Genomic DNA, 22907 nt, shown 5'->3' on the forward strand with positions numbered 1-22907 from the left:
CGGGCTATCTTCCTGCCCGTGTATATTTTCATGCAATACGCGTATAACAACACTTTCAGCAGCATCCGTGGATGGTAGGCGCTGGTGCCACCACCTTCGTAAAGGTTGACCAGCTCGCTGATGTCCATTCGTTCGACAACCTGGTTGACAACCCGGACCAAATGTGCCTGTGGGATCAGCTCTTCCAGTGAAGGGGGCAACAATAGCAATTGCCCGGGGTCATATTCCTTAAAAACAACAGATTTTTTTATCTTGCCCATGTATTTCTAATGTCGTAATTAAAAATACAAAAAAGCCCTCGCTCTACATAGTAGAAAAAGGGCTTTTTGCTTTTGGGTCAGCCCCAACGGCATTGGGCCATACCGACTTTTCTCCATCCCTTCCTCCCCTAACACCGCACAAAAAAACAAATGGCGGGGAATACCCGCCATTGATCCAAAATACCTCAACTATTTACTAATTCACTATGAGATTTGAAATAACCGATCAGTAACCGGGGTTCTGTTTGAGCATTCCGTTGCTTTTGCGGATCTCTGTATTCGGAATAGGGAAAAGGTAGTAGTGATCTCCTTTCCAGGGTTTCCGTACTTCCGCTTCCGGAATGACGCCATAGGTGTAGCTGAGTTTCCCCAACGCATCGCCGGGTTTGGCGGCCGTCCAGTCCATAGTCACTTTCGTGAGCCCGCGGATGGGTATATCCACATTTCCGGGAGCGGCTTTCCAGCGCATGAGATCGAAGAAGCGCGAATCTTCCAAATGCAGCTCGATAGCCCTTTCGTTGCGGTAATCCCGCAGGAGCGCCGCGCCGGTACTTTTGATATCCGGCATATTCACCGAGCCGCGCTTTCTGACCTTATTGATGTACTCTCTCGCTACCGCTTCGTTACCCAAAGCCATCTGTATTTCGGCATAGTTCAGGTAAAACTCCGTGAGCCTCATAAATACCACCACCTGGTTATAGTCGTTATCGAAGCTCGCGCGCGGGCCTGCGAAGTCGGTGGCCTTTTTAAAGGTGTAACCCGTTTGTACCCGCCAGTGGAAAGGCGTAAGGCCTTTTACCCAATAAGTTTTGGAATCCCGGCCGAAATCGAACAGGTTCTGGCCGTTTTTGGGGTCCACCTTGTTGGGGTTAATGTAAGGCGGCGCATTATCCGGATTCGGGTTCGCATCCTCCCAATATTCGTAAAGGCGCTGGGTGCTTTTCGAACCGTCGATAATGTTCAACGGGCCTGCTCCCGGGTAGATCACCGCATCATAAAACCGTGGGTCCCGGTTTTTCTCCGGCTTCTGCGGATCGTATCCCGAAGCGGCATTCACCGTCACGCCATCCGCCTGGTAGGGGTATTCCCCGTTCGTCATCTGGAACATGTTCACAAAATTCTGCGTGGGCGCGATGCGGTACTGGGCATCGAAGCCGCTGGGCCAGTAGTCGTAGTTGTAACCCCAACCGGGTATCCTCGTGGCGGGCGTGAACGACTTTCCGAAAATCGTTTCGTCGGTTTTCAAGGGTTTTCTGAACAGCTCGGCATATTGCGGGTGTAATGTAAACCCTAGATCGAGTACCGCTTTTGTCGCTGTTTCGGCGGCTTTCCATTTAGCCTGGTCATTGGATGGGTTATTAAGCGGACTTGCGAGGTAGAGCAGTACCCTGGCCTTGAACGCCAGTGCAGCGGATTTGCTGATCTTGCCTGTATTCACCGGTACGCCATCCAGGAAGCCAGAGGCCTTATCCAACTCGCCCAACACAAACTGTGCGCATTCGTCGAAGGTGTTCCGAGGCACATCGAAGCTCTCCGAATTGAGTTGAAAACTATTGGTAATGATAGGTACACCGCCAAATGTTCGCATCAGCTCGAAGTACATCCAGGCGCGCAGGAAATGCACCTCGCCTTTCATTGGATCCAGTTTGTCGGCAGCAATGGTCGAACTCTCGATGTTTTCGAAAAACACATTGGCCTTTCTGATAAAACCATACTCATAATCCCAGAGCGGCGTCGCTGCCGGCAACCCGTTTACGATCGCAGCGAGGTCGTTTACGTTGTCGGCGGTCATGTTTCCCTCGATATAGTTGCGAATACCTACCGAACGCTCGTGGGTTTCGGGCTGGTTCACGGCAATATCGGTCAATGCATCGTAGCCGCCGGTACCGGGTGCCCAGGGGGGCTTGATACCATTGTAAACATTATATACATAGTTCTGAAGAAAAACCGCATCGTTGAACACCGCCTCATCCGATATCGCATCCAGCGGCTTCTTGTCCAGCACGTTACATGAAGTAGCTGCACCCATGATGCCTATCACCGACATCGTGAACGCCCGCTTCAACACGTGATTTTTTATGACTGAATATTTCATAGGTTAGCTGATTAGAAAGTAAGGTTGAGTCCGACGCTCAGGGTCTTCATGTTGGGATACGCTCCGCCGTTTCCGCTCAGGAACTCGGGATCGCCGTTACCAAACTTTTTAAGCGAATTGAATATCATGAATGCATTGTCGCCGGACACGTAAACGCGTAAAGCGGTGATCCGGGCTTTGGAAACCAGAGCTTTGGGAAGCGTGTAGCCCAGCTGCATGTTTTTCATACGCATCCAGTTGGCGGTGTGATAGTAGAAATCACTGTCCGAGTTGGCCAGGCCGGTCGGGGCGATCATCGGAAGTTCCGAATTTACATTTTCGAGCGAATAGCTGTTCAACGCCACGTAGCGCAGCCCGTTACCTCCCGCGCCGGAGTTGAAGCCCGTATTAAGGCGCAGCTTGGCACCACTTTGTCCCTGGAACAACACGGTCAGGTCGAAATCCTTGTAGTTCAGGCCTACGCTCAGACCAAACTGACTTTTGGGAAAAATCGTAGTAACATCCAGCCCGGTAACAGGGTCTCTGGCTGTGTTATTGGTAGTATTGAACATATACCGGTCGTTGCTATCGATGATGCCATCGCTGTTCAAATCTGCGAAAATGAGCCCCCCGAGCGTCGCTCCCGGATACTTCACGCTGTTGTCGAGATCCTGCTGGGTTCTGTAAATGCCGAGGGATTTGTACACCAGCCTGGACCCAAATGGCTGCCCTTCCAGCTTCTGGTAAGGCTCGGCCTGGGGCGTTTCGTCGAAGTAAACGATTTCGTTTTTGTTGTAAGAGATATTTCCGTTCACCCGCAATGTCAGGTCTGAAAAGTTGTGGCGGTAACCTGCCTGGAACTCGATCCCCTGACTATTCATTTTACCAATGTTTTCATCCGGAAGAATCAACCCCGTGTAGCTTGGGATGGACGCTTGTCTCCTGCCAAGGATATTAGAAGTTTTGGTTCTGAAAAGATCCACCTCCACAGTGAGGCGGTTGTTTAAAAATGCTGTTTCAATCCCCAAATCGGTCTTCTCGCTCACTTCCCAGGTAATGTTAGGATTGGGCGTCGATTTAACGGCAATGCCACGGGCATCTACCCCATTCACCACCCAGCCTGCGTCGTATCCGTAGGCTGCGATGTATTGGAAAGGATCTACCCTGTCGTTACCCAGACGTCCCCAGGAAGCCCGTAGTTTTAAATTGCTGATGACATTCTTCGGAATAAACGCCTCATTGCTGATCACCCAGCCAGCCGAAACCTGGGGGAAAAATCCAAAACGGGTTTCTTTCGGGAAAATCGGCGAACCATCATACCGCGCACTGAAACCGAACAGGTATTTTTCTCTAAAATCGTAGCTGACACGCCCGAAGAAGTTCTGACGGGCCGATTCGGTTGCACGACCGTCGGTGTTCCAGTTCAACCGGTTGGTACTTCCCGCGAAAAGCTGGTCGATGAGCGGCGAATCGTAGCCGAGGCGTTGCGCCCAGAAGTTGTTATCGTCATAGCTCATCTGCTCGTAAGCTACAAAAGCGGACACTTTATGGTCTTTCGCAAAAGCTCTTGTGTAGGAAAGCTTCACGTTTCCGGTAGTCCGTAAACTTTGTTTGAAATCCTCTCTCAAACCAATGTCCTCCACCGACCTGGATTGCTTCTGCACGATCGATCCATCCGGAGCGCGTTCGTAATAGGGCCACACGTAGTTGAACTGCTTCGTGTAATCGACCGTTTTCACGATGGAAAGGAAGCCGTCCAGCGCTAATCCGTCTATAAAGGGAATGGAGTATTTCGCCCGGAGCGTTCCGTTGGCAACATCCGATTTATATTTCCTGTAACCGGGGCTGAGCACGCGCGCAGCCGGGTTCAGGTGCGACCATCCTTCGCCCGGATACCGGTAATCGCCGCCAATATACGCTTCCTGCAACGGGCTGGTACTTGCCAGCGAACCGACTTCGCCACCGGCCCCGCCCTGGGGTGTCTGCGTCGATTTTTCACGGATCGAAAGGTCGAGACCTACCTCGAAATCCTTCGTAACCGTTACATCGATATTGCTCCTTACATTATATTGTCTCAGTTTCGACTTGTTATCGCCCCGGAGAATGCCGCCTTGCGACGCCGTTCCCAGCGACACAAAATACCTTACCCGCTCGCTACCACCTCTCATTGTCAGCGAGTAACGGGTTTGGCGCACCGGCGGGCCTATCAGGGCATTCCACCAGTTTTCAGGCCTCCGCTGTCCTGAGCGAAACGCTTCTACCAATGCATCCGGGAAATCCGGGGGCGTTCCTTCGAGCGCCCGCCTGTCGTTGAGCACCTTCATATATTCAAATGCATCGGCTGACTTCACTTTCATCGTCGGCGATTGCCACGATTGCGTGGTAGAGAAATCGAATGCGGGTTTGCCGGTGGTACCTCTTTTGGTGGTTACCAGGATAACCCCGCCCGCCGACTGCGCACCGTAAATAGCCGCAGAAGCGTCTTTCAATACGGAAATGGATTCGATATCATTGGGGTCCAGGCGGTTAAGCCCGTCGGGGTCTGCATTGGCTACGCCGTCGATTACGATCAGCGCCGAGGTATTTCGGTACGTATTGGCGCCCCTTACGAGGATCTGCGCATCGTCAAAACCCGGTGCGGCGCTTCTTTGTGTCACGTACACGCCCGCCATACGTCCCGCGAGCGAGTTGGACAGCGATACCGCGTTCGATTTCTTGATCTCCGCGCCGGTTGTCTGCACGACCGCATTGGTCAGTTCCGACCTTTTCTGCGTGCCGTAACCGACCACCACCACATCATTCAGTTCCTGTGGCGACACGTCCAGTTTCACCTGCACCGTCGACTGTGAGCCGACCGTTACTTCCTTACTCGTGTAGCCGATGTATGAAAAAACCAGCACGCTGCTTCCGTTCTTCACGCGAATGGAGTAATTGCCATCCTGATCGGACACCACGCCGTTGTTGGTCCCCTTTTCGAGAACATTCACACCAGGAATGCCCGCATTGTTTTCATCGGTAACCTTTCCGGAAACAGCCTGTTCGGCACGGTTAATGTGTTTGACATGCTTTACTATGCCCGACGTGACAAGGCCCGGCGTGACGACGCCCGGCGTGACGACGCCCGGAGCACGGCTGAGCGGGCCTGCATTCGCCCACGTTACGGGAGCGAAAAACCCCATCAACACAATCCCCAATGCGGCACACGAAGCACCGTGCCCACTTTCAATCAGTAGTTTTGGTTTCATAGGTTAAGGAATAGATTTGAATATGAAAATCCTTGCCTGCCAGCCGGAAGGCCAGCCGGGTTCTGTTCGTAATACGCCGGGGTTTGCTGATGAATTAGTAACGGTAATAAGTAAACGTTAATCTCGCCTACACCAGTCGATGCCGCAAAAAAGCCGCTATTGCTCAACTCGTGTAAGCCATTCGGGCTTCTGACAGGCATTTTTTAAAATAAAAAGCACACAGTAACCCTCGGAGCAATGCTCGCGTTAGTCAGCAATGGTATTCAGTAATCGCACTTTTAATATGTACAAACATATTAACATATAACCGAACATACAAATATTCATGGAAATAATAATTCATGGATTTTGTATGAATTTTATTAGTAAACGCTGTTTTACAAAAAATTGCCCGAGAAGCCGTATACGCGGAAGAAGGGCGAATGTAATTACAAAGGTCCGGACGTTTGCCCGGGCCTGAGTTTGAATGATTATGTCTGAAATTTTACTCCCTTACGCTTTCGACGGTGTACACGAAGCTGTCGGCCCGATAGTAGCCGATATTGTACTCGATGGGCCGTTCGCCCTGGTCGAATACGAAACGTTTTCTGAAAAGAATGGGACTTCCCGGTTCCACTTCGAGCTTTGCGGCAGTGAATTTGTCGGCAGCGATGGCGCTGACCTCCTCCTTCGACAGGGTAGCGATCACCATATGGTCCTTTTCGAGAATGTCGTACAAAGGCCGTTTGAAATCTTCCTCGCCCGTGAGTCCTACGCGGGGATGGAAATAGGAAATAAAGTAAACGAACGGCCCCTCGGCCTTGCCCCTGAGCCGTTCCAGTTTCAGTACTTTTTTGTCGGTACCGATGTCAAAAAAGTTGGCGATTTTCTCGTCGGGGGTAACCCAGGTCACGTGCAGCTCGAAATTCTTCACAATGATGCCCCGCGCATTCATCTCCTGCGTAAAACTTAGCCAGTTTTTTGATTTTGAGCTAATTACAGGCTCCGTCACCTTCGTCCCGACCCCCTTTTTCCGGATCAACAATCCTTCATACACCAGCTTGTTGAGCGCCTGGCGCAAGGTCGACCGGGAGATGGCCAGCCGCTTCGCCAGTTCAACTTCGTTCGGCAGAAACTTCCCGTCCAGGTGTTCCGGGGAGCTGATCATGTTGCGCAATAAGTTCTCCGCCTGGATGTGCAAAGGAACCGGACTCTTGTGATCGATACTAAATTTCATATTGACGGATTGCAGATAGACAAAAGCAAAAATAGCAAATTTGCCCACGCACCGAAATAATATGCGAGACTAAGCTTATTTCCTCACATAGGCTTTGAGCGTGGCGCATTTTTGGCCCACGCTTTTTCCGAATGGGGTTATCGTGTACGCAGGCACATCCGCAGGCACGATGAAAGTCTCCGCATAATGGATCACATAGGGTTCAAAAAGCCCGTCAGGACTCTCCACAACCACCTCCTCACCCTCCACGAGATTAACCACGTTCAGATTGCCATGGGTACGATGCGTCACTTTTCCATCGAACCAATGCCTTCTGGTTTCGATGAACTGTGTATTAAACAAGCCGGTCGATTCTTCCAGCGAATGTCCGTTCATGGAAATCTGTTCGACATTGTTGAAGAGGTTTTCCTTCACCCAATCCTCGTCCCGGGCCCAGTCGATCACATTTTTGCCGTGTTCGATATTGATAGGCCGCGGTTTTCCGTCGAGTCCCAGCCTTCCCCAATCCCACAATTTGAAGGTAAAAATGTAAGGAGTGGCCGAAATTTCGAGTACTACCGCATTCTTTCCCGAGCAATGGATCGTACCGGCGGGTATCAAAATATGGTCGTGCTTCCTGACAGGCAGTTTATTCACATATTTATCCGCATCGAAATCTTCCAGTCCGCTTTGCGCTTTTTCCAGGTCGGCGATCATTTCGGCCGCGTTCACGTGCCTGCGCGTACCCAGGTATACGCAAGCGTCCTGACCGGCTTCCAGGAAGTAATAGCTTTCGTCCTGGGTGTAATCCATGCCGAAATGTTCCTTGATATATTGCCGCGTGGGATGCACCTGCAAGCTGAGGTTACCGCCGTCCATGGTGTCCAGGAAGTCGAAACGGATCGGAAATTCGGCGCCGAACGAACGGTAGATGTGCTCGCCAAGCAGCTGCTGCGGCCGGGTAAGCACGAGATTGATCGATGGTAACTCGAAAATGCATTCGCCAAACTTGAAAAGCAGGCTGTTTTCCTCCGGCACGCAGTCGAAGCCCCAGGCGTAGTTTACTTCTTCCCGGTCCAGGTCGGCCACTTCTTTCAGCCACTGCCCTCCCCACGGCCCCGGATCGAAAAACGGCACGACCCGGAAAGGTCTTTTCACGGCTTTGTCCAGGCCTTTATGATAAGCCTCGGTGCCCACCATTTTGGGTTCGTCCGGCAGGCTGGCATCCATAAAATAGTCGATTTTATCGAAAAAACGGAGCTTATGCCGGTCGAGCACACGCCAGTCGAGAAAGTAGCCCTGCTTGTATTTCAATGCGAAATTATCATCGGCATTATCCATCCCAAAATTACCGACAATGCCGCGCTTCATTCTTTTCTGGATTTCCCACCGGGCCAGATCGGCGTATATCAGTAAATCGGGCTCGGCAAAAAGGGCAGCGCCCTCTCCATAAATAATGACTATTCCCGAACTGATATTACGGACGCGCTCACGAACCTGAGCCAGCTTACCGGAATCAAAGAAATCAGCTATTTCCAGGTCATTCATTTTCCCAAAAACCTGATCGTCCGTCACGTACGGATACACCATCGCGCTGACCTTCTCCACGCTTTCGAGCACATCCCCGGTATGGATCACCGTGGCGGAACCCATATGGCTAAGTATCGCCTCGCGCACGGGCTCCGCCTCTACGCCATGGTACATATCTATGCAGATCACGCATTTCGACTTGTTTGTCGCCTCGACAAAGTGCGTTATCTCCTCAAAAATCCCATCCCAACCCACAAAGCACATGTCGGATGATTTGCTTACTTCTATGAATGGAAACTTATCGTAATTCGAAGACATTGTTATTTGGATTTGGAGCTTTGGCTGAATCTGACCCGTACAAAACGCGGACGGTAAAGGTTGGGTTGCCTGGGCAAAACTTCCAGAAATTTGAAAGTATTGACATTATATGAAATGAGTAATTCGCCCGGTGCCGATAATGCGGGATGGGCTTTGGCATTATAGGTAAACAAATCCGGGTCCTTGATATCGGTGGACGTCTTGTACAAAACAATTCTCGGCCCGAACGGCCCGTACGGCGTCGGCCCTACCTGCATGCAGATTTCGGGAAAAATACTGCTCAACTGGTAAACCAATGCATATTTACCCGGCGCCAGCATGCTCACACTTAATTCGTTCGAAACCGAATCGCTCAAAGCCGCAACCGTCGCTACATTCTTCGACCAGCCATTTCCGCCCCAGAACTCCCATTGATCGAATACGGTGAGCTTAGCCGGTTTCACTCTTGCCGCAACCAGTTTTTTAGTAGGCCCTTTTGTGCCATAAATGTAAACAAAACCATCCGGTGACACTTCTCCTGCGGCTTTGCTATTGTTGTATACGCCCGCACCGAAAGAAATCGTCTCTCCGCCCGCATTGTAGTCACTGAAAGGCAGCTCGAACTGCCGTTGCTTAGCGTAGGGAAACTGGCTGCCGGCCGGAATACGGATCACCGAATTGCCCGACTCCTTGAACGGGAATGCCGAGTTATCGTGTGTGTTGGTGATTTTGTAGGCGAAAATAAAAAGATCTTTGCCGGCATCGGGGTTCACAAAACCGTCGCCGAGCCAGAAATAGATATCCTTGTCGGGCTTGTCGGCATTCGGGATGAATACCGACCGCTGTGCTTCACGGGTCCCTGCAATCCTGAATGCGGCTTTGTTTGCATCGGGAATTTTTCCTTTCAACAATGCCACGGAATTGTTTACCATTGTGAAGCCGGATTTCAGCGTGTCACCATCAATTTCACCAAGTACCGTATCGCTGAAAAGGAACAGAACACTATCCTGCTTTTCGCCATCGCGGCCAGAAAACGGGATGGCGAAAATACCGTCGCCCCCCAGCCAGCCCGATTTCCGCAGGAACAGCTCCGACCACTCCGGTGCCGGCGACGCCGTGAATTCGTTTACATTAATATCACGGCCCGTACGAGCCTGCCCGAGCGCCCGCCCAATGCATGAAAAAACGAAAATCCCTAAAATCAGAATGGTGTTCTTCATCCCGCTGTTCAATTTTTATATAAATATAGTTCATATGTATATATGTATGTACATTATTTAATTAAGTAGCCTCTTTTCCTTCAATTTCTCCTCTCTCAACACATCCCGCCTGGCAAAGGCATTATCGGAATATTACAAAATCTCTTGGAGTATTTACCGTCTGGACATACGTTTCCAACACGCTACCCTCACAAAAGTGCAGAACTCGGGAAGTAAATGAAAGTTACCTTTTAAAAGCGGCTTTTGCGTTTGTGATCACTTTGGCACAATATTTCTAGCCATATTTGCCAAAACAACCTTGATGTTATGAAAAGGATTTTTGAATTGATTGTGGGCGCCTTGTTTACATTTCTATCATTTTCGTTGTCTGTTTCCGGACAAAATACCGGTCTGAAAATCACCACCACATCGTCCGGAGAATACCAAAAGAATCCCAAAACCTCCCTATATCCGGCATTCGTCGATAACATCATTTACCAGTCATGGACGGAGGCCGGTCCCTCGCCTTTCTTCCAACTGACTGCCGAGGGCGGCACGCCGCCTTACACCTGGGCGCTTGCCGGCGGCCAGTTACCCAAAGGACTTCAAATGGATAAAAGCGGAAAAATCCGCGGAATGGCCAGCAAGGAGGGCAACTATTCGTTCACTGCCCGGGTAACCGACGCAAAAGGCGCCTCCACCACCAAGCCACTCGTTTTCGAAGCCGCCCCATTTCGTTCCAAATGGTTTGCGGACGCTAAATTCGGTTTCTTTATCCAGTGGGGAGTATTCACCCAACCTTCACTCAAAGGCAAGGATGGCATCGCGCAGTTTGAAAAAAGGATTACCAAGTTCAATGCCGACGAATGGGCGCAAACTGTGGTAAACCTGGGAGGCAAGGTACTGACCGTCACGATCAATGCAGGCGACGGTGTGCGGTTATGGCCCTCGGTAACCCCGAGCAAGCTCGAATTGAAAACCAAACGGAACCTCGTGAAGGAGCTAATCGATGCATGCCACAAGAAGGGGATCAAGTTTATAGCCTATTTCGCTCCCGACAAGGCATGGAACAAGGATGTGGTCGATACCGGCCTGGACGGCACGTACGGTACACTCAACCTGGGACTAATCAAAGAACTTGTGCTGATGGGCGTCGACGGCTTGTGGATCGATATGACCGCAGCGACAGAACTTTACTCGTTCGATTACAACTGGTTTCCCTGGAATAAGATGCTCCCGATCATGCGGGCGAATAATCCCAAACTTATTTTTGCCAACAATACGGGCGTGTACAATGGCGGCACCGTACTCCAATATCCGAATACCGACGTGATCATCTACGAGGGTGGCACGTCGGCGCACGAAGCAGCGCTGGAAGTGGCGAAACCGACGCCCGTCAAAAAGAAACTGGCCATCGAGGTCGACAACCTGCTGGATAACACATGGTCGTGGCGGGAAGACCCCAAACTAAGGTCTCCAAAGCCGCTGGATATGATGATCAAAAACATCAAAAAAAACTGGGAAGTGGGCGCAACCTATATTATGGCCTACCCGGTACCGGCCAACGGCGATATTTTTCCGGACATTTATGCGGATGAACTGAAACAGATCGCCGCTTTCGTCAAGAAAAACCAGGGATGGAGCGAAACGCCGCGCGCTTCCCTTTCCGATACGGTCGATTACGATAAGGCACAGAAGCTGACACTAACGGCGTCACCACGTTCAAAAATATATTATACCGTTGACGGGAATCGGCCTACAACTGCGTCCAAACCCTACAAGGCACCTATTTCAATCACCAGGACGAGTCGCGTTCAGGCAATATCGGTTGAGCCCGGGAAACCTGCCAGCAAAGTCTTTGACCAGACATTTACCGTTTTACCCGGTTCCGGTTTGAACAATGCCGGTACGACGGCTGCCGCTGCCCGTTCAGCCGCGCCGGTAGCCCGGCTGGCCGCCACGGAATCTGCCGGGAAAACGGAACCCAAAGGCTTTTACCGCGGAATGCGAATCACGGTAGGCCCCTCGCCGATCCGCCTCACGGAAGTCGGGCGAAAGTATCTGGAAGGGAACAATGGCAGGCATTCGATCATCGTCACGCGCTATACCGACGACCGCCCCATTTTGACTGCCTCCCTGAACGCCAAGGCATTACCCGTTGCGGATGACGGCTACCAATACGCTCCTGTTCCACCACTTACGCTGGAAGCCGGGAAATCGTACATGATCAGCATTCGCGAAAACGAGCATGATAAATTTGTACCGGACGATTTAAAAAATGCCCCCGCCAACGAAGACTATCGGATCATTGAATACAACATACTGAGCCCGCAAGGCACGAAGCGCCCTATTGTCGACGACAAAGTCGGCCAGTTGCTTAGTTTGAAATACGAAAAGGCGGATAACAAGAACGCCAAGGTCAATCTCGCGCTGGGAAAACCGGCATTCCTGCGGGCCAATAACGATGCTGTACTGGGCCCGTCCAGCCAGATTTATTTCGCGGAAAACGGCGTTGACGGCGACCCTGCCACGATGGCGGTGGCCGGCGGCCAATACCCCTGGACGCTGTTGGTAGACCTTACGAAAGTCGAAAGCGGGATCAGGGAGGTGAAAGTAACGTTTTCACAAACCGCTTACTCAACCGAATTCCTCATAATGGCATCCCCGGACAACAAGACCTGGACGACCCTGTTGCATAAAAAGGACAATTCGGATCGTAATATCGACCTGAAATTTAATCCGGTCGACGCGCGCTATTTCAAAATCAGGTCGCTGAAACCGGAAAAACAAGGCGAGCCGGGCGGTGCGATGGGAATAATGGAATTTGAATTATACCGATAAAACCTTAGCGTTCCGGCGCGAACGTACACTGTTCGTTACCGGACAATAATTCTGTTCATACAATTATTCAAATTATTGATTTTTAATTGATTAGCATTTTGGCAGGCTATTTGAGTTAAAAATTCCTGATTTATCAGGAAGAACAACAAGATGCTAAAAAACTATCTCAAAATCGCATTCAGGAACCTGCTCCGAAACAAGGCTTTTTCGGCGATCAATATCCTGGGACTATCCGTAGGCATGGCAAGTGCGCTGCTGATCCTTTTCTGGATGCATAATGAAATCAGCTACGACCGCTTCCATCAACACAAGGATTACATTTATGAAGCCTGGAACCGCGGTAAATTCGACGGCAAGCTGCAATGCTGGAATTCCACGCCGCAGGTACTCGGCCCGACCCTGAAAGCGGAATATCCCGAGGTAAGCGAAATCTCGCGCAACTACTCCCGATGGTTCGTGACGCGTGTGGGCGACACAAAAATTTCCAGCGAGGCCATTATCACCGATCCCGGTTTCCTGAGCATGTTCGACTTCCCGCTTTTGCAGGGAAATGCACAAACCGCGCTCAATTCCGTCAGTTCAATCGTGGTTACCCAGAAAATGGCCATCAAAATGTTCGGTACCGAGGATGTGCTGGGCAAGGTGATTTCGATAGACAAGGATAACTTCACGATCACCGGCGTGATGCAAAACCTTCCGCCCAACACCGAATTTAGGTTTGAATACATTCTTCCGATCGAATACCTGAAAAAAATCGGCTCGGCAGACGATGGCTGGGCATTCAACACCGTACGGACATATGTACAGCTGAAACCGGGCACCAATCCGGAAACTTTTGCTGGAAAAATCAGGGATATCACGATCCGCCATTCCAATAAAACCGAGGAGCACGAAGTATTCCTCCATCCTATTACCCAATGGCATTTGTATTCCAATTTCGAAAATGGCAAGGTCGTAGGCGGGCGGATCGCCATCGTGCGGCTGTTCGGTGTGATCGCGGCATTTATCCTGCTGATCGCCTGCATCAATTTCATGAACCTCAGTACCGCACGCAGCGAAAAACGCGCGAAGGAAGTAGGCATCCGCAAAACGGCCGGCGCGAACAAAGGATTGCTGGTCGGCCAGTTTATCGGGGAATCGATCCTGATCGCGATGATCGCGGGAACCATTGCACTGCTGGCTGTTTACCTCGTGCTGCCCGCATTCAATACGCTGATTAACAAGGAGCTCGAAGTACCGGTAACCAACCCGACGTTCTGGGCCGCAGCGCTTGCCTTTATCCTGTTTACCGGCATCGTTGCCGGGAGCTATCCTGCATTTTACCTGTCGTCGTTCAAACCGATCAGTGTGCTAAAAGGTGCATTTAAAAGGACGCAATCGACATTTAGTCCGCGGAAAGTACTGGTGGTGGTGCAGTTCAGCTTCGCCATCGTGCTGATCATTTCGACGCTGATCGTGGTGGAGCAAATCCGCCATGCACAGAACCGCGACCCAGGCTATGACCGCGGAAAGGTTGTTTATCACTGGATCACCGGTGATTTGGGCAAGCACTATGCGCAGATCAAACGTGAGTTGTTAAGCACAGGCATCGCCACGTCCGTTACCAAAACCGCTTCGCCGCTCAGCAGCGTCTCCTCCGACACCTGGTCCATCGAATGGCCGGGCAAAAACATGGCCGAGAAAATCGATTTCGACTTGTTTACGGAAGATGAAGGGCTTGTCAAAACTGCCGGCCTGCAACTCATTCAGGGCCGCGACATGGACCTTACCCAATTTCCTTCCGACTCTTCGGCAGTATTGCTCAATGAAACTGCCGCTAAAATCATCGGGTTCAAGGACCCTATCGGGCAGACCATCAAAGCCAATGGCACTCCATATCATATTGTGGGCATTGTGAAAGACTTCGTGATGCGTTCGCCTTACGACCGCCAGTCCCCGCTCGTCATCCAGGGAGCACAGAGCTACTTTAATGTGATCCATATGAAACTCAATGCGGAAAAACCGTCGGCCGACCTTATGCCTGCCGTCGAAGCCATTTTCCGCCGCTACAATCCGGAATATCCCTTCGAGTACCATTTTGTGGATGAGGATTATGCCCTGAAATTTGAAGACACCCGTCGCGTAGCCAAACTGACAGGCATTTTCGCAGGTCTGACCATCTTCATATCATGCCTGGGACTGTTCGGTCTCGCCGCCTACATGGCCGAAAACCGGGTAAAGGAGATCGGTGTGCGCAAAGTACTGGGTGCATCAGTGATGAGCATTGCCGCTTTACTTTCGGGGGAATTCATGGCGCTTGTGGTCATTTCCATTGTAATAGCGGTACCCATTGCCTGGTATGTCATGAACCTATGGCTCAATGATTTCGAATACCGGGTAGGCATTCAGTGGTGGATATTTGCAGTCTCGGGCTTCCTGGCCATTGTCGTGTCATTGGCGACTGTGAGCTACCAGGCGATCCGTGCGGCACTGCTCAATCCCGTGAAGAGTCTTCGTAGCGAGTAAAAACATATCCTGAAAACCACTATTCGGAGCTGGTCTTGCCTTTCAGGGCGATGATCAGCTCCTGTTGCGTTTGTATCAGTTGATGCAATACCTGATTATCGCCCTGCTGAGAATCTGTTTTCGAAAACTTCACCTTATGCAGGCTCACCAATGTCTCGATATCCGTTTCGAGCACCACCGCGATCTCTGAAAGCCGGCCCATTGTAATCGAATCCTGTTCTTCATTTTCCAGCTGCCGGTACCGCCGCTTGGAAATCCCGAGCCGCCCGGCTACATACTCCTGGGAATAACCCAGCCGGTTTCTTAGTAAACGTATATTATCTCCGATAGGAACTTTGTGCTCTTTCATAGGGTGCCACTGATATGTTTTCCCATGAATAAGGCCGGTTGTTACCCAATATTCCTTCTCCCATTTTTCAACCGGAACCGATTATTTACTCTGCGTATTCTCTTATTTCTACCCTTTCGCGCAACTAGTTAAAAGTATCCCCAGACTAGTTCTTAACCATTGGAAATTTTGGTGTAATGCCGTGTTTTTTCGGGGTATTTGCAATATGTATTTAGTGCTAAAACTACACGCATTATGAAGGGAAAACTACTACTGCTTTTTTGCTGTATTGCTTTATTGACAGCACCGGTATTCGTAAAAGCACAGCCGCAGATCTACAATGAGAAGAATGTGACGCAGGATGTCCTGACGGAGCATTATTATAATTCAGTTCCGATGCGGGTGATGGAATACTCGACGGACCCGGGAGGCAGCATTCTGGAAAGACGCCTCGAAATCCTGCCCGAAAATGGCTTACCGTCGGTGCGGATAAGAACAATTAATGATCTTTTCGAAGAAATCCCTTACGTCAACCAACCGCCGTTTGACGCTTTTTTTGACAATGGTCTTTTTGGCTTCAAAAATTCTGTCGACGCCGCTACCCTGTTATTCGGAACTGAGGTAGCGCTTAAAGTGATTAAGGACAAATTCGGTTGGATCGGCCTCGATAACCAGGCTGTGAATAGCAAACCCATAATTTGGAACATACTCGGCCAAATTAAACCGTCGTTTGTAGCCTCCGCATATTACAATCCCATAGCTAAGGAATTTCTTCTTAAATCCGATGGCAATGAACCTGAAAAAATAAGTCACATTGACGTTGTAGGCCATGAACTTATACATGGGATTATCGATACAAAGGTTGGCAACATTAACTTGCAAAAAGTAAGCCCTTGCAGCGAAAGACGGGTACTTGAAGAAGCTCTTGCAGACATTATAGGTGTATACATTCTCAACGAATATGAGCAAAACTCACCTGCATTCTATAAATGGACACACGGTAAGGGTTTTATGGTACCGGGAAGGTCGTTTGACGACCCCAATTCCAAACAGCAGCCAGATACCTATTTTGGAAATTATTATGAGAATGTATGTCCGATAGATGGCGATTTCCCAGAACATCAGAATGCGACAGTCATCGATCATTGGTATTACCTACTGGCTGTTGGTACTACGGGAACTGAAACCAACGACCTTGGCTACTCTTACCAATTGAGCGGCATTGGCATCAATAAAGCCATCCAGATCATCTGGAATTGCCTCGACCATCTTAATGCGAAAACCGACTTCAAGGATCTCAAAAAAATAACACTTACAGTAACTGAACAACTCTACGGCCTGCATTCAACCGAATACCTTGCCGTTATGGATGCATGGTGTGCCGTAGGTATTTGTGAAAACAACCTCGGCCCATTTTATATGTCACCGGCTCATGGTGCCAGCGGGGTAGAACCGTGGCCGGGCGTAAATGTAAATGTCACCTGGGAAGGCTTGCCTGTGGATGAATGGGCGTTTCAGATGGCGACTAATACCGCTTTTACCGAAAACGTACAGAATGTTCTGATAAAGAACTTCAACGTGGTTATCAAACCGGGCGGGGGGAGTGCTTACTCGGGCTTCGCGACCGGTTACTACCGTCCGGGCGAACGTGTGTACGCCCGCGCACGCATTACGAAGGCAGGTGCGAACTTTTGCAAAGGATATAATCCGCTTTGTGTGCTCTACCAGCAATACGGGCCGGCTCATGCATTTACACTCGACGACAAGCAAACCAAGTTCTGGCATGCCGTACCTGGCGATCATTGGACAGTCAATCCATGGAATGATCCGTCTATTTCATGGAAATCCGTAGCAAACGCGGAGCAATATGTTTATGAAGTAGCCGAAGACGACACATTTACAAAAATAGTTTTCACTGGAAATGCGCCATTCTCCGGAAATTTTTCAGAATCGGGCGCTATCAATACCCCGCTGCAACCCGATAAGGAATATTACACGAGGGTCCGGGCGAAGCGGTTCAATACGCCAAACTTAACAGATAACAATGGAGCCTGGTCTGAAACGGAGGTGATCAACGTCATCACTCCAAGGACATCGGTCCTTCAAGCTGTGAACCAAAAACCGGGAGACCCTGCTGCTGAGGTCGGCAGTCTTGGCTTTTGGGTGGGTTGGCACCCATTTCCCGGATCGACTCAATACATCATTCAAATCGCTACGGATGAAGCATTTCAGAACATTATCCGTACCAAAACCGTGGCCGGCAATTTGAGCACGGCCCTGATAGAATTACCATCATTACCGGATGGCTCTTACCTGTCCGTCCGTGTGCTTCCGCAAAATGGCCCCGCATTTGGCCTTTGCGATAAGTTCTGGCGTGTAAAGACCAAAGAAGCTACCGCTACCCCGTTGATGAAAAGTCCGGCGAACGGCACTGCCTTCCCCTTTAATGCTTTCCTGGGCGTATTTGAGTGGAAAGCAAATTCACTTAACCTGAACCTGGTACACCATTTCGAAATACATTTCAAGAAAAAGTCCTCCAATCTTACATCTATCTTTCTGACACCGGATAAAACTTTCAGCATGAGTTTGGTAGATGCTTCGTTGTTTGATAGCAAACAGGGCTTTGAAGTCGCTGTATTGGCCGTCGGACCACTCGGGGCCAAGTCTGCATTGTCTCCTCCATTCAACTATAACATTTGCCCCGACCAGCCCGAAGTGGTCTTTCCGGTTGATTTGGTAAGTCAGGTAAATGTAGCTCAGGATTTAGTTGTCAAATGGAAAGATAGCAAATGGTTCGATCCGGGCAGCACTTACCTGGTCACTATCAGCGACGCGACTACCTCCGCCGTAGTACCGGGTTTCAGCAACAAGCCCACCACCGCCACCTCTATGTTAGTCCCGGCCGGCACGCTCACCGCTGGAAAGAAATTTAATGTGACAGTAAAAAACTCTTCCTCGTGCGCAGGCATCTTCGCAGCCGACAACGTCTTCTCGACGGTGGGTTCCGGCGGCTCCAACCAGCCCCAGCCACCCAAGCTCGTCGATTTTACCATTGAGCTAAAAGGTTACCGGAATGATCAGAAAGGGCTTGGCCTGGAAACCTCAGACTTCGTCCTCGGGCTGAAACTGATCGACCCCAACGGCAATGAACTAGCCCTCGTCGATCCAAATATGAACCAGGTTACAGAGCTTCTGGTGGATTCTGAAAACTCAGGCGTGATCATGAAAGCTTTCAGTCAGCCTCAGGGCGAGTACAAGTTGCAGCTAACAATGAAGAATATTTTCTCCCCGCTGCTTTACTTTCCTTTCGATCAGCCCCGGTACTCCGTTTTCCTCAATGGAAATCCAATCGTCAATCCGCACGTCATCACCGCCCATTTTCTTGATCCAGGCTCCATTTTCCATGAGTGGAAAATTAACCATCAATTCGCCGATATTATTCTGGACATCAAATAACTCATAAATCCAAACTATACATCCTATGAAAATCTCCCGATTACTATTGAGCGTAGCCATCCTTTCCATCTGCGCATTAGGCGCACAAGCGCAACAATTCAGGTATGCCGCAAAAGAATTGACCATTAAGCGACAAGGCGATATCCTTACCGCCACCGACGCGGCGGGCAAGCAGCTCGTCCATGTAGATTTGACGAAACCCGCATTAAAAGGAAAGGTGATTGCATTTGCCTATTCCAGCAAAAAGAAAGAAATCGGTGATGAAGTTATCGAGCCGGTCAACAGCCTGATACTTTTTCCGAATCCGGCTTCCAAACAGGTACAACTCGATTTGAAAGGCAAATGGGAATACCCGGTTGACATACAAATATTTGACAAAAACGGGAACAGCGTACAGAGCAAACGTTTCGAAGCGGCCGACCGCTTTCTGGATATTGCACCGCTTCACCAGGGCATTTATATCCTGAAAGCCGAGTCGGGAAATGCAAAAGCGGTTGAAAAACTGGTTGTGCAGTAAACTTAGACCGGGAGCCTGAAAGATTTTCAGGTTCCCGGTAAGGTTTAGAATGCTTTTGAGTGGAATTTCCGAATATTCTTGTTTCACCGCAGCGGCTGAAATGGCTGGATTTAAGGCAAAATTTTGCCTACTTTTAGCCATTACCTATACGCTTCGACCGTCATGAGATACAGCGCTTCACTCGATAGAACGACCAAAATCATTACCACGGCAATCACCGTACTGTTTGCAGGTATTCTTATCTATGAATACCAGACATTTTCCCGGGGTGAGCGGACGGGGCTCTTTATCTCAACCGCCGTTCTTCTGATCACCTATGGCTCGGCGTACATTTTTCGGCCAATCGGTTATAGTGTCACGGAGCATGAGCTCGTTATCCACCGGCCCCTCAACGATGTACGTTATGCGAGGGAAGCGTTGGAATCGGTTCAGGTCATTGTGAAAAAGGACCTGCAATTCACGATCCGTACTTTCGGTGTCGGCGGGTTATGGGGCTATTATGGATACTTTTACAATTCAGTATACGGCAAAATGATCTGGTACATCACCCGCCGCGACCATTTAGTTTTAATTAAAGCCACTAACAAAAAGACGATCCTCCTATCACCGGACGATATCGACTCTTTTACGACCGAATTGAACTCTGTCTCGCCGATAATAGGCTAGTATTAAAATAGTTGCGACTATTTGATCGAAAGGTTTTTAGAGAAGAACGGCAGCATTTTCGACTCTATCCGCTCGCCTATTTTATTAATGTGATCGCCCTGGTACTCTTCATAGGTATGCTCAATCTTGTAATTATCGAGCACTTGATGAAGTATTTTGATATTGGCAGCGATCGGCTGGTCGCGGTCGCCGGCGTCGAAACCGATTCCCTTCATTTGTTTTAGATTGGTAATGTACTGGTCGATGTTCGTCAGCGGCATGTTGGCATTCCACTTGATTTCCGCGGCGGGATTGAGTTTCCCGTTTTCTACGATCGGGTCGGTGTAGAATGGTGGGCGCGAGGGATCAGGCGACCATGCCGCAGCATAAGCCAGAGCAGCTTTGGTCATAAAATCGGCCTTGGCAATATCGTCAGGTGTTTTTACGGCCTCGATTTTGGCAAGCGCCTCTGCCGAACGTATGTTACCCGGTGCCAGACAGCAAGGGCTCAGCAGGTAAATGCTAGAAAAAATCTCAGGATGCCGCTCGCCGATGCGTATCGTGCCATAACCTCCCATCGAATGCCCGGCCAGGCCCCGGCTGGTCGCCTTCGCAATCGTCCGGTAATGCTGATCGACGTAGGAAACGAGCTCTTTGGACACAAAATCCTCCCAGTTACCCGCTGTGATAGAATTAGAGTAATAGCTACCGCCACTGCGCGTGAATGCGTTCGGCGTGACGATGATCATTTCCTGCGCCTGGCCGGACGCAAACACTTTATCGACAATCGTCGGAAGGTTAATCCAATGCTTCACAAACCCGTACCATTGCGCGTCGGTATCGGTGAAGCCGTGTAGCAAATACACGACGGGATAGCGGCGTTTCGACTCCTTTTTATAGCTCGGTGGCAGGTATACCGACACATCCGGATCGGCCGGGTTACCTTCCAGATTGCCTTCCAGCGATTTTCCATGCACTTTAATGCGCTCTACCGATCCTTTCAATGGCGATTGCCCGAATACGAAAACGGGTGCAAACAGGATAACTATTAAAAAGGCGGTCAATCTATCTTTCATACAGGTCAGGTTTGAATGTGGCCCAAATTAAGAAAGATTAACCGCCTGTTAAAGCGCGTGGATCAGTAATTAAAGCGCTGGCCCGCTGTTAGAGTCGATACGTGCCGCATTTTCCCGTGTCGGAAATCACTATACAGCTCCTTGATTTCCTCCTGATGGTCGGAAATGAATGGGCCGTGCGAAACGATCGGGTCATGCTGCGGCTCGCCCGCATATAGCACCACGCGTGCGCCTTCCGCGCCTGCGACGACAATCAGCTCGCTTGTCTCACCCACCGCGCCTTTATTCAACCATCCTATCTGATTGATTTCCAAAGCCTTTTCTTCATCCCCTACCCTCACGCCGCCGGCTATCACGTACAAAAATGCATTGTACGACGCCAACAACGATTCGGAAAGCCTCGCGCCCGGCTGCAACCGGATGTCGGCGACAATGAGCGGTACATAATTTTTGACCGGCGAACGCAGCCCCGCAAACGAACCGCTGTACAACACCGTTTTCACACCCTCTTTTTCCGTAACCGGCGCATTTTTAAATGTAAGGTCCTGCACCCTCGGCGCCGTCCAGCGATCGGCTTTCGGCAGGTTCAGCCACATTTGCAGCAAACGCATCCGCGACCTGCCTTCGATTGTTTCGGTATGCACGATGCCGCTCCCGGCGGTCATCATTTGGAAATCGCCCTGCTTCATGGTGTGCTCTTCATCGCCGATTTCGCCTTCCAAAAGCAACGAAACGGTTTCAAAACCGGCGTGAGGGTGCGGTCCTCCGACCGGTTCATCGTCCTTCTTGTCCAAAAAATCGTCCATTAACAAAATGAACGGGTCGCTATGCTCGAATTCGCCGTAAACCACGGCCCGGGCCGTATGATCGGGGCCGAGAAACCCAGGTTGTGCGGGCGGGGTTTTGATATTGACTATATTTCTGATAATACTTTGATTTTCCATGATCCGTTTTTCCTTTCAAATTGAGGAAGCCATCTGCGGCCTCATCTGGTAAACAAAAACAGCACGACTACCATCCCTGCAACCTCGCTATACATTTGGTTACCGCCATGGCGGATTGCTATGCCCTCAACGTGCGATAAATGGCAAAAAAATTGTCGGTAACGGTGAAAATCCAGCAAATAGCCAAATTCTTTCTGCCAACTTTTTGTTAAAAAAGACACGGGGCTATGAAGCTCGACTGCACAGCCCCCGGCCATGTATCCGATTAAGAATCCCATTTTACACTTCACAATGCAGTTTTATTCAGAACGTTTACGCTACGAAAAATTCACTCCCGACCATTTCGAAGACTATTTCAGGCTCGTATCGCGGCAGGACGTGATGGTACACATCAGCGGCACAGGGCTCGATATCGAAGGTGCCCGCAAAAGATTCGAAAGGTCGCTCCGTGCCGACGGGCAGCATAGCAATATGGGTTTTGTCGCTGTTTACGAACGCATCGGCGATAGGTATGTCGGCTTAGGGAAAATCGTACCTTTCGAGGATGGCTTCACGGAAATCGGTTATGCGCTCCTGCCCGAATTCTGGGGTAAAGGTTACGCGTCCGAAATCACCGGCACGCTTATCGCCTACGCGCGCAGATGCGGTAGCGTGGAATCGCTCGTCGCATTAGTAGCACCTGAAAACCAGGCTTCCATCAATGTCCTTACCAAGCAACAGTTCCGCTTTTTCAGGGAAGTCCCCGAGGGAGATGTGGTGCGGCATGATTACATTCTGGATTTATAGCAAAAGAAT

15 protein-coding genes are annotated in these 22907 nt (G+C 50.1%); 6 read left to right on the forward strand and 9 right to left on the reverse strand.

Annotated features, from left to right (window positions below; genetic code table 11):
- From BMW93_RS34180 to BMW93_RS34210, 6 genes are all read right to left on the reverse strand, one after another.
- The coding region (locus tag BMW93_RS34180) for a transposase (RefSeq protein ID WP_143061786.1) at window positions 1–260 on the reverse strand (260 nt) is incomplete at its 3' end.
- A gap of 226 nt (window positions 261–486) precedes the next feature.
- The gene (locus BMW93_RS34185) at window positions 487–2355 is read right to left on the reverse strand and encodes a RagB/SusD family nutrient uptake outer membrane protein (protein WP_090387184.1); all 1869 of its coding nucleotides are present in this window, start codon (window positions 2353–2355) and stop codon (window positions 487–489) included.
- 11 nt (window positions 2356–2366) lie between these two features.
- Window positions 2367–5579, reverse strand: a complete 3213-nt coding sequence (locus tag BMW93_RS34190; RefSeq protein WP_090387186.1) for a TonB-dependent receptor — start codon at window positions 5577–5579, stop codon at window positions 2367–2369.
- 484 nt (window positions 5580–6063) lie between these two features.
- Window positions 6064–6795, reverse strand: a complete 732-nt coding sequence (locus tag BMW93_RS34200; protein WP_090387250.1) for a GntR family transcriptional regulator — start codon at window positions 6793–6795, stop codon at window positions 6064–6066.
- 75 nt (window positions 6796–6870) lie between these two features.
- On the reverse strand, window positions 6871–8622 hold the full coding sequence (locus BMW93_RS34205; protein ID WP_090387188.1) for a class I mannose-6-phosphate isomerase: 1752 nt from the start codon (window positions 8620–8622) through the stop codon (window positions 6871–6873).
- 2 nt (window positions 8623–8624) lie between these two features.
- A complete protein-coding gene (locus tag BMW93_RS34210; protein ID WP_090387190.1) occupies window positions 8625–9821 on the reverse strand; it encodes a DUF4185 domain-containing protein in 1197 nt (398 codons plus the stop codon).
- A 306-nt stretch (window positions 9822–10127) separates the two neighbouring features.
- On the opposite strand from BMW93_RS34210, the gene BMW93_RS34215 reads away from it, so the two are divergent.
- Both BMW93_RS34215 and BMW93_RS34220 read left to right on the forward strand, forming a co-directional pair.
- Complete coding sequence (locus BMW93_RS34215; RefSeq protein ID WP_090387192.1) at window positions 10128–12641, forward strand: alpha-L-fucosidase; 2514 nt, start codon at window positions 10128–10130, stop codon at window positions 12639–12641.
- Window positions 12642–12791: 150 nt separating this feature from the next.
- On the forward strand, window positions 12792–15146 hold the full coding sequence (locus BMW93_RS34220; protein ID WP_090387193.1) for an ABC transporter permease: 2355 nt from the start codon (window positions 12792–12794) through the stop codon (window positions 15144–15146).
- Between the two features lie 19 nt (window positions 15147–15165).
- On the opposite strand, the gene BMW93_RS34225 is transcribed toward BMW93_RS34220, so the two are convergent.
- Window positions 15166–15495: a helix-turn-helix domain-containing protein gene (locus tag BMW93_RS34225; RefSeq protein ID WP_090387195.1), complete on the reverse strand. Its 330-nt coding sequence runs from the start codon at window positions 15493–15495 to the stop codon at window positions 15166–15168.
- Between the two features lie 234 nt (window positions 15496–15729).
- Between BMW93_RS34225 and BMW93_RS34230 the strand changes: the two genes are divergently transcribed.
- The 3 genes from BMW93_RS34230 to BMW93_RS34240 all read left to right on the forward strand — a co-directional run bounded on the left by BMW93_RS34230 (window position 15730) and on the right by BMW93_RS34240 (window position 20113).
- Entirely contained in the window at window positions 15730–18930 is a 3201-nt protein-coding gene (locus BMW93_RS34230) for a M4 family metallopeptidase (protein ID WP_090387197.1), read from the forward strand.
- 25 nt (window positions 18931–18955) lie between these two features.
- Window positions 18956–19447, forward strand: a complete 492-nt coding sequence (locus BMW93_RS34235; protein ID WP_090387199.1) for a T9SS type A sorting domain-containing protein — start codon at window positions 18956–18958, stop codon at window positions 19445–19447.
- Window positions 19448–19609: 162 nt separating this feature from the next.
- The gene (locus BMW93_RS34240) at window positions 19610–20113 is read left to right on the forward strand and encodes a PH domain-containing protein (protein WP_143061787.1); all 504 of its coding nucleotides are present in this window, start codon (window positions 19610–19612) and stop codon (window positions 20111–20113) included.
- Between the two features lie 17 nt (window positions 20114–20130).
- On the opposite strand, the gene BMW93_RS34245 is transcribed toward BMW93_RS34240, so the two are convergent.
- Both BMW93_RS34245 and BMW93_RS34250 read right to left on the reverse strand, forming a co-directional pair.
- Window positions 20131–21168 carry an alpha/beta hydrolase family protein gene (locus tag BMW93_RS34245; protein ID WP_090387202.1) on the reverse strand — a complete coding sequence of 346 codons (1038 nt, stop codon included), beginning with the start codon at window positions 21166–21168 and terminating at the stop codon, window positions 20131–20133.
- A 62-nt stretch (window positions 21169–21230) separates the two neighbouring features.
- Window positions 21231–22112 carry a pirin family protein gene (locus BMW93_RS34250; protein ID WP_090387204.1) on the reverse strand — a complete coding sequence of 294 codons (882 nt, stop codon included), beginning with the start codon at window positions 22110–22112 and terminating at the stop codon, window positions 21231–21233.
- Between the two features lie 291 nt (window positions 22113–22403).
- Between BMW93_RS34250 and BMW93_RS34260 the strand changes: the two genes are divergently transcribed.
- A complete protein-coding gene (locus tag BMW93_RS34260) occupies window positions 22404–22898 on the forward strand; it encodes a GNAT family N-acetyltransferase (RefSeq protein ID WP_090387252.1) in 495 nt (164 codons plus the stop codon).
- Window positions 22899–22907: the final 9 nt, after the last annotated feature.

Source organism: Dyadobacter sp. SG02, from assembly GCF_900109045.1.
In the GTDB taxonomy this organism is placed as follows: domain Bacteria; phylum Bacteroidota; class Bacteroidia; order Cytophagales; family Spirosomataceae; genus Dyadobacter.

Bases quoted from the DNA above. Each gene is read 5' to 3' on its own strand.
- BMW93_RS34185 (WP_090387184.1), bottom strand. From the start codon at position 2,355: ATGAAATATTCAGTCATAAAAAATCACGTGTTGAAGCGGGCGTTCACG.
- BMW93_RS34190 (WP_090387186.1), bottom strand. From the start codon at position 5,579: ATGAAACCAAAACTACTGATTGAAAGTGGGCACGGTGCTTCGTGTGCC.
- BMW93_RS34200 (WP_090387250.1), bottom strand. From the start codon at position 6,795: ATGAAATTTAGTATCGATCACAAGAGTCCGGTTCCTTTGCACATCCAG.
- BMW93_RS34205 (WP_090387188.1), bottom strand. From the start codon at position 8,622: ATGTCTTCGAATTACGATAAGTTTCCATTCATAGAAGTAAGCAAATCA.
- BMW93_RS34210 (WP_090387190.1), bottom strand. From the start codon at position 9,821: ATGAAGAACACCATTCTGATTTTAGGGATTTTCGTTTTTTCATGCATT.
- BMW93_RS34215 (WP_090387192.1), top strand. From the start codon at position 10,128: ATGAAAAGGATTTTTGAATTGATTGTGGGCGCCTTGTTTACATTTCTA.
- BMW93_RS34220 (WP_090387193.1), top strand. From the start codon at position 12,792: ATGCTAAAAAACTATCTCAAAATCGCATTCAGGAACCTGCTCCGAAAC.
- BMW93_RS34225 (WP_090387195.1), bottom strand. From the start codon at position 15,495: ATGAAAGAGCACAAAGTTCCTATCGGAGATAATATACGTTTACTAAGA.
- BMW93_RS34230 (WP_090387197.1), top strand. From the start codon at position 15,730: ATGAAGGGAAAACTACTACTGCTTTTTTGCTGTATTGCTTTATTGACA.
- BMW93_RS34235 (WP_090387199.1), top strand. From the start codon at position 18,956: ATGAAAATCTCCCGATTACTATTGAGCGTAGCCATCCTTTCCATCTGC.
- BMW93_RS34240 (WP_143061787.1), top strand. From the start codon at position 19,610: ATGAGATACAGCGCTTCACTCGATAGAACGACCAAAATCATTACCACG.
- BMW93_RS34245 (WP_090387202.1), bottom strand. From the start codon at position 21,168: ATGAAAGATAGATTGACCGCCTTTTTAATAGTTATCCTGTTTGCACCC.
- BMW93_RS34250 (WP_090387204.1), bottom strand. From the start codon at position 22,112: ATGGAAAATCAAAGTATTATCAGAAATATAGTCAATATCAAAACCCCG.
- BMW93_RS34260 (WP_090387252.1), top strand. From the start codon at position 22,404: ATGCAGTTTTATTCAGAACGTTTACGCTACGAAAAATTCACTCCCGAC.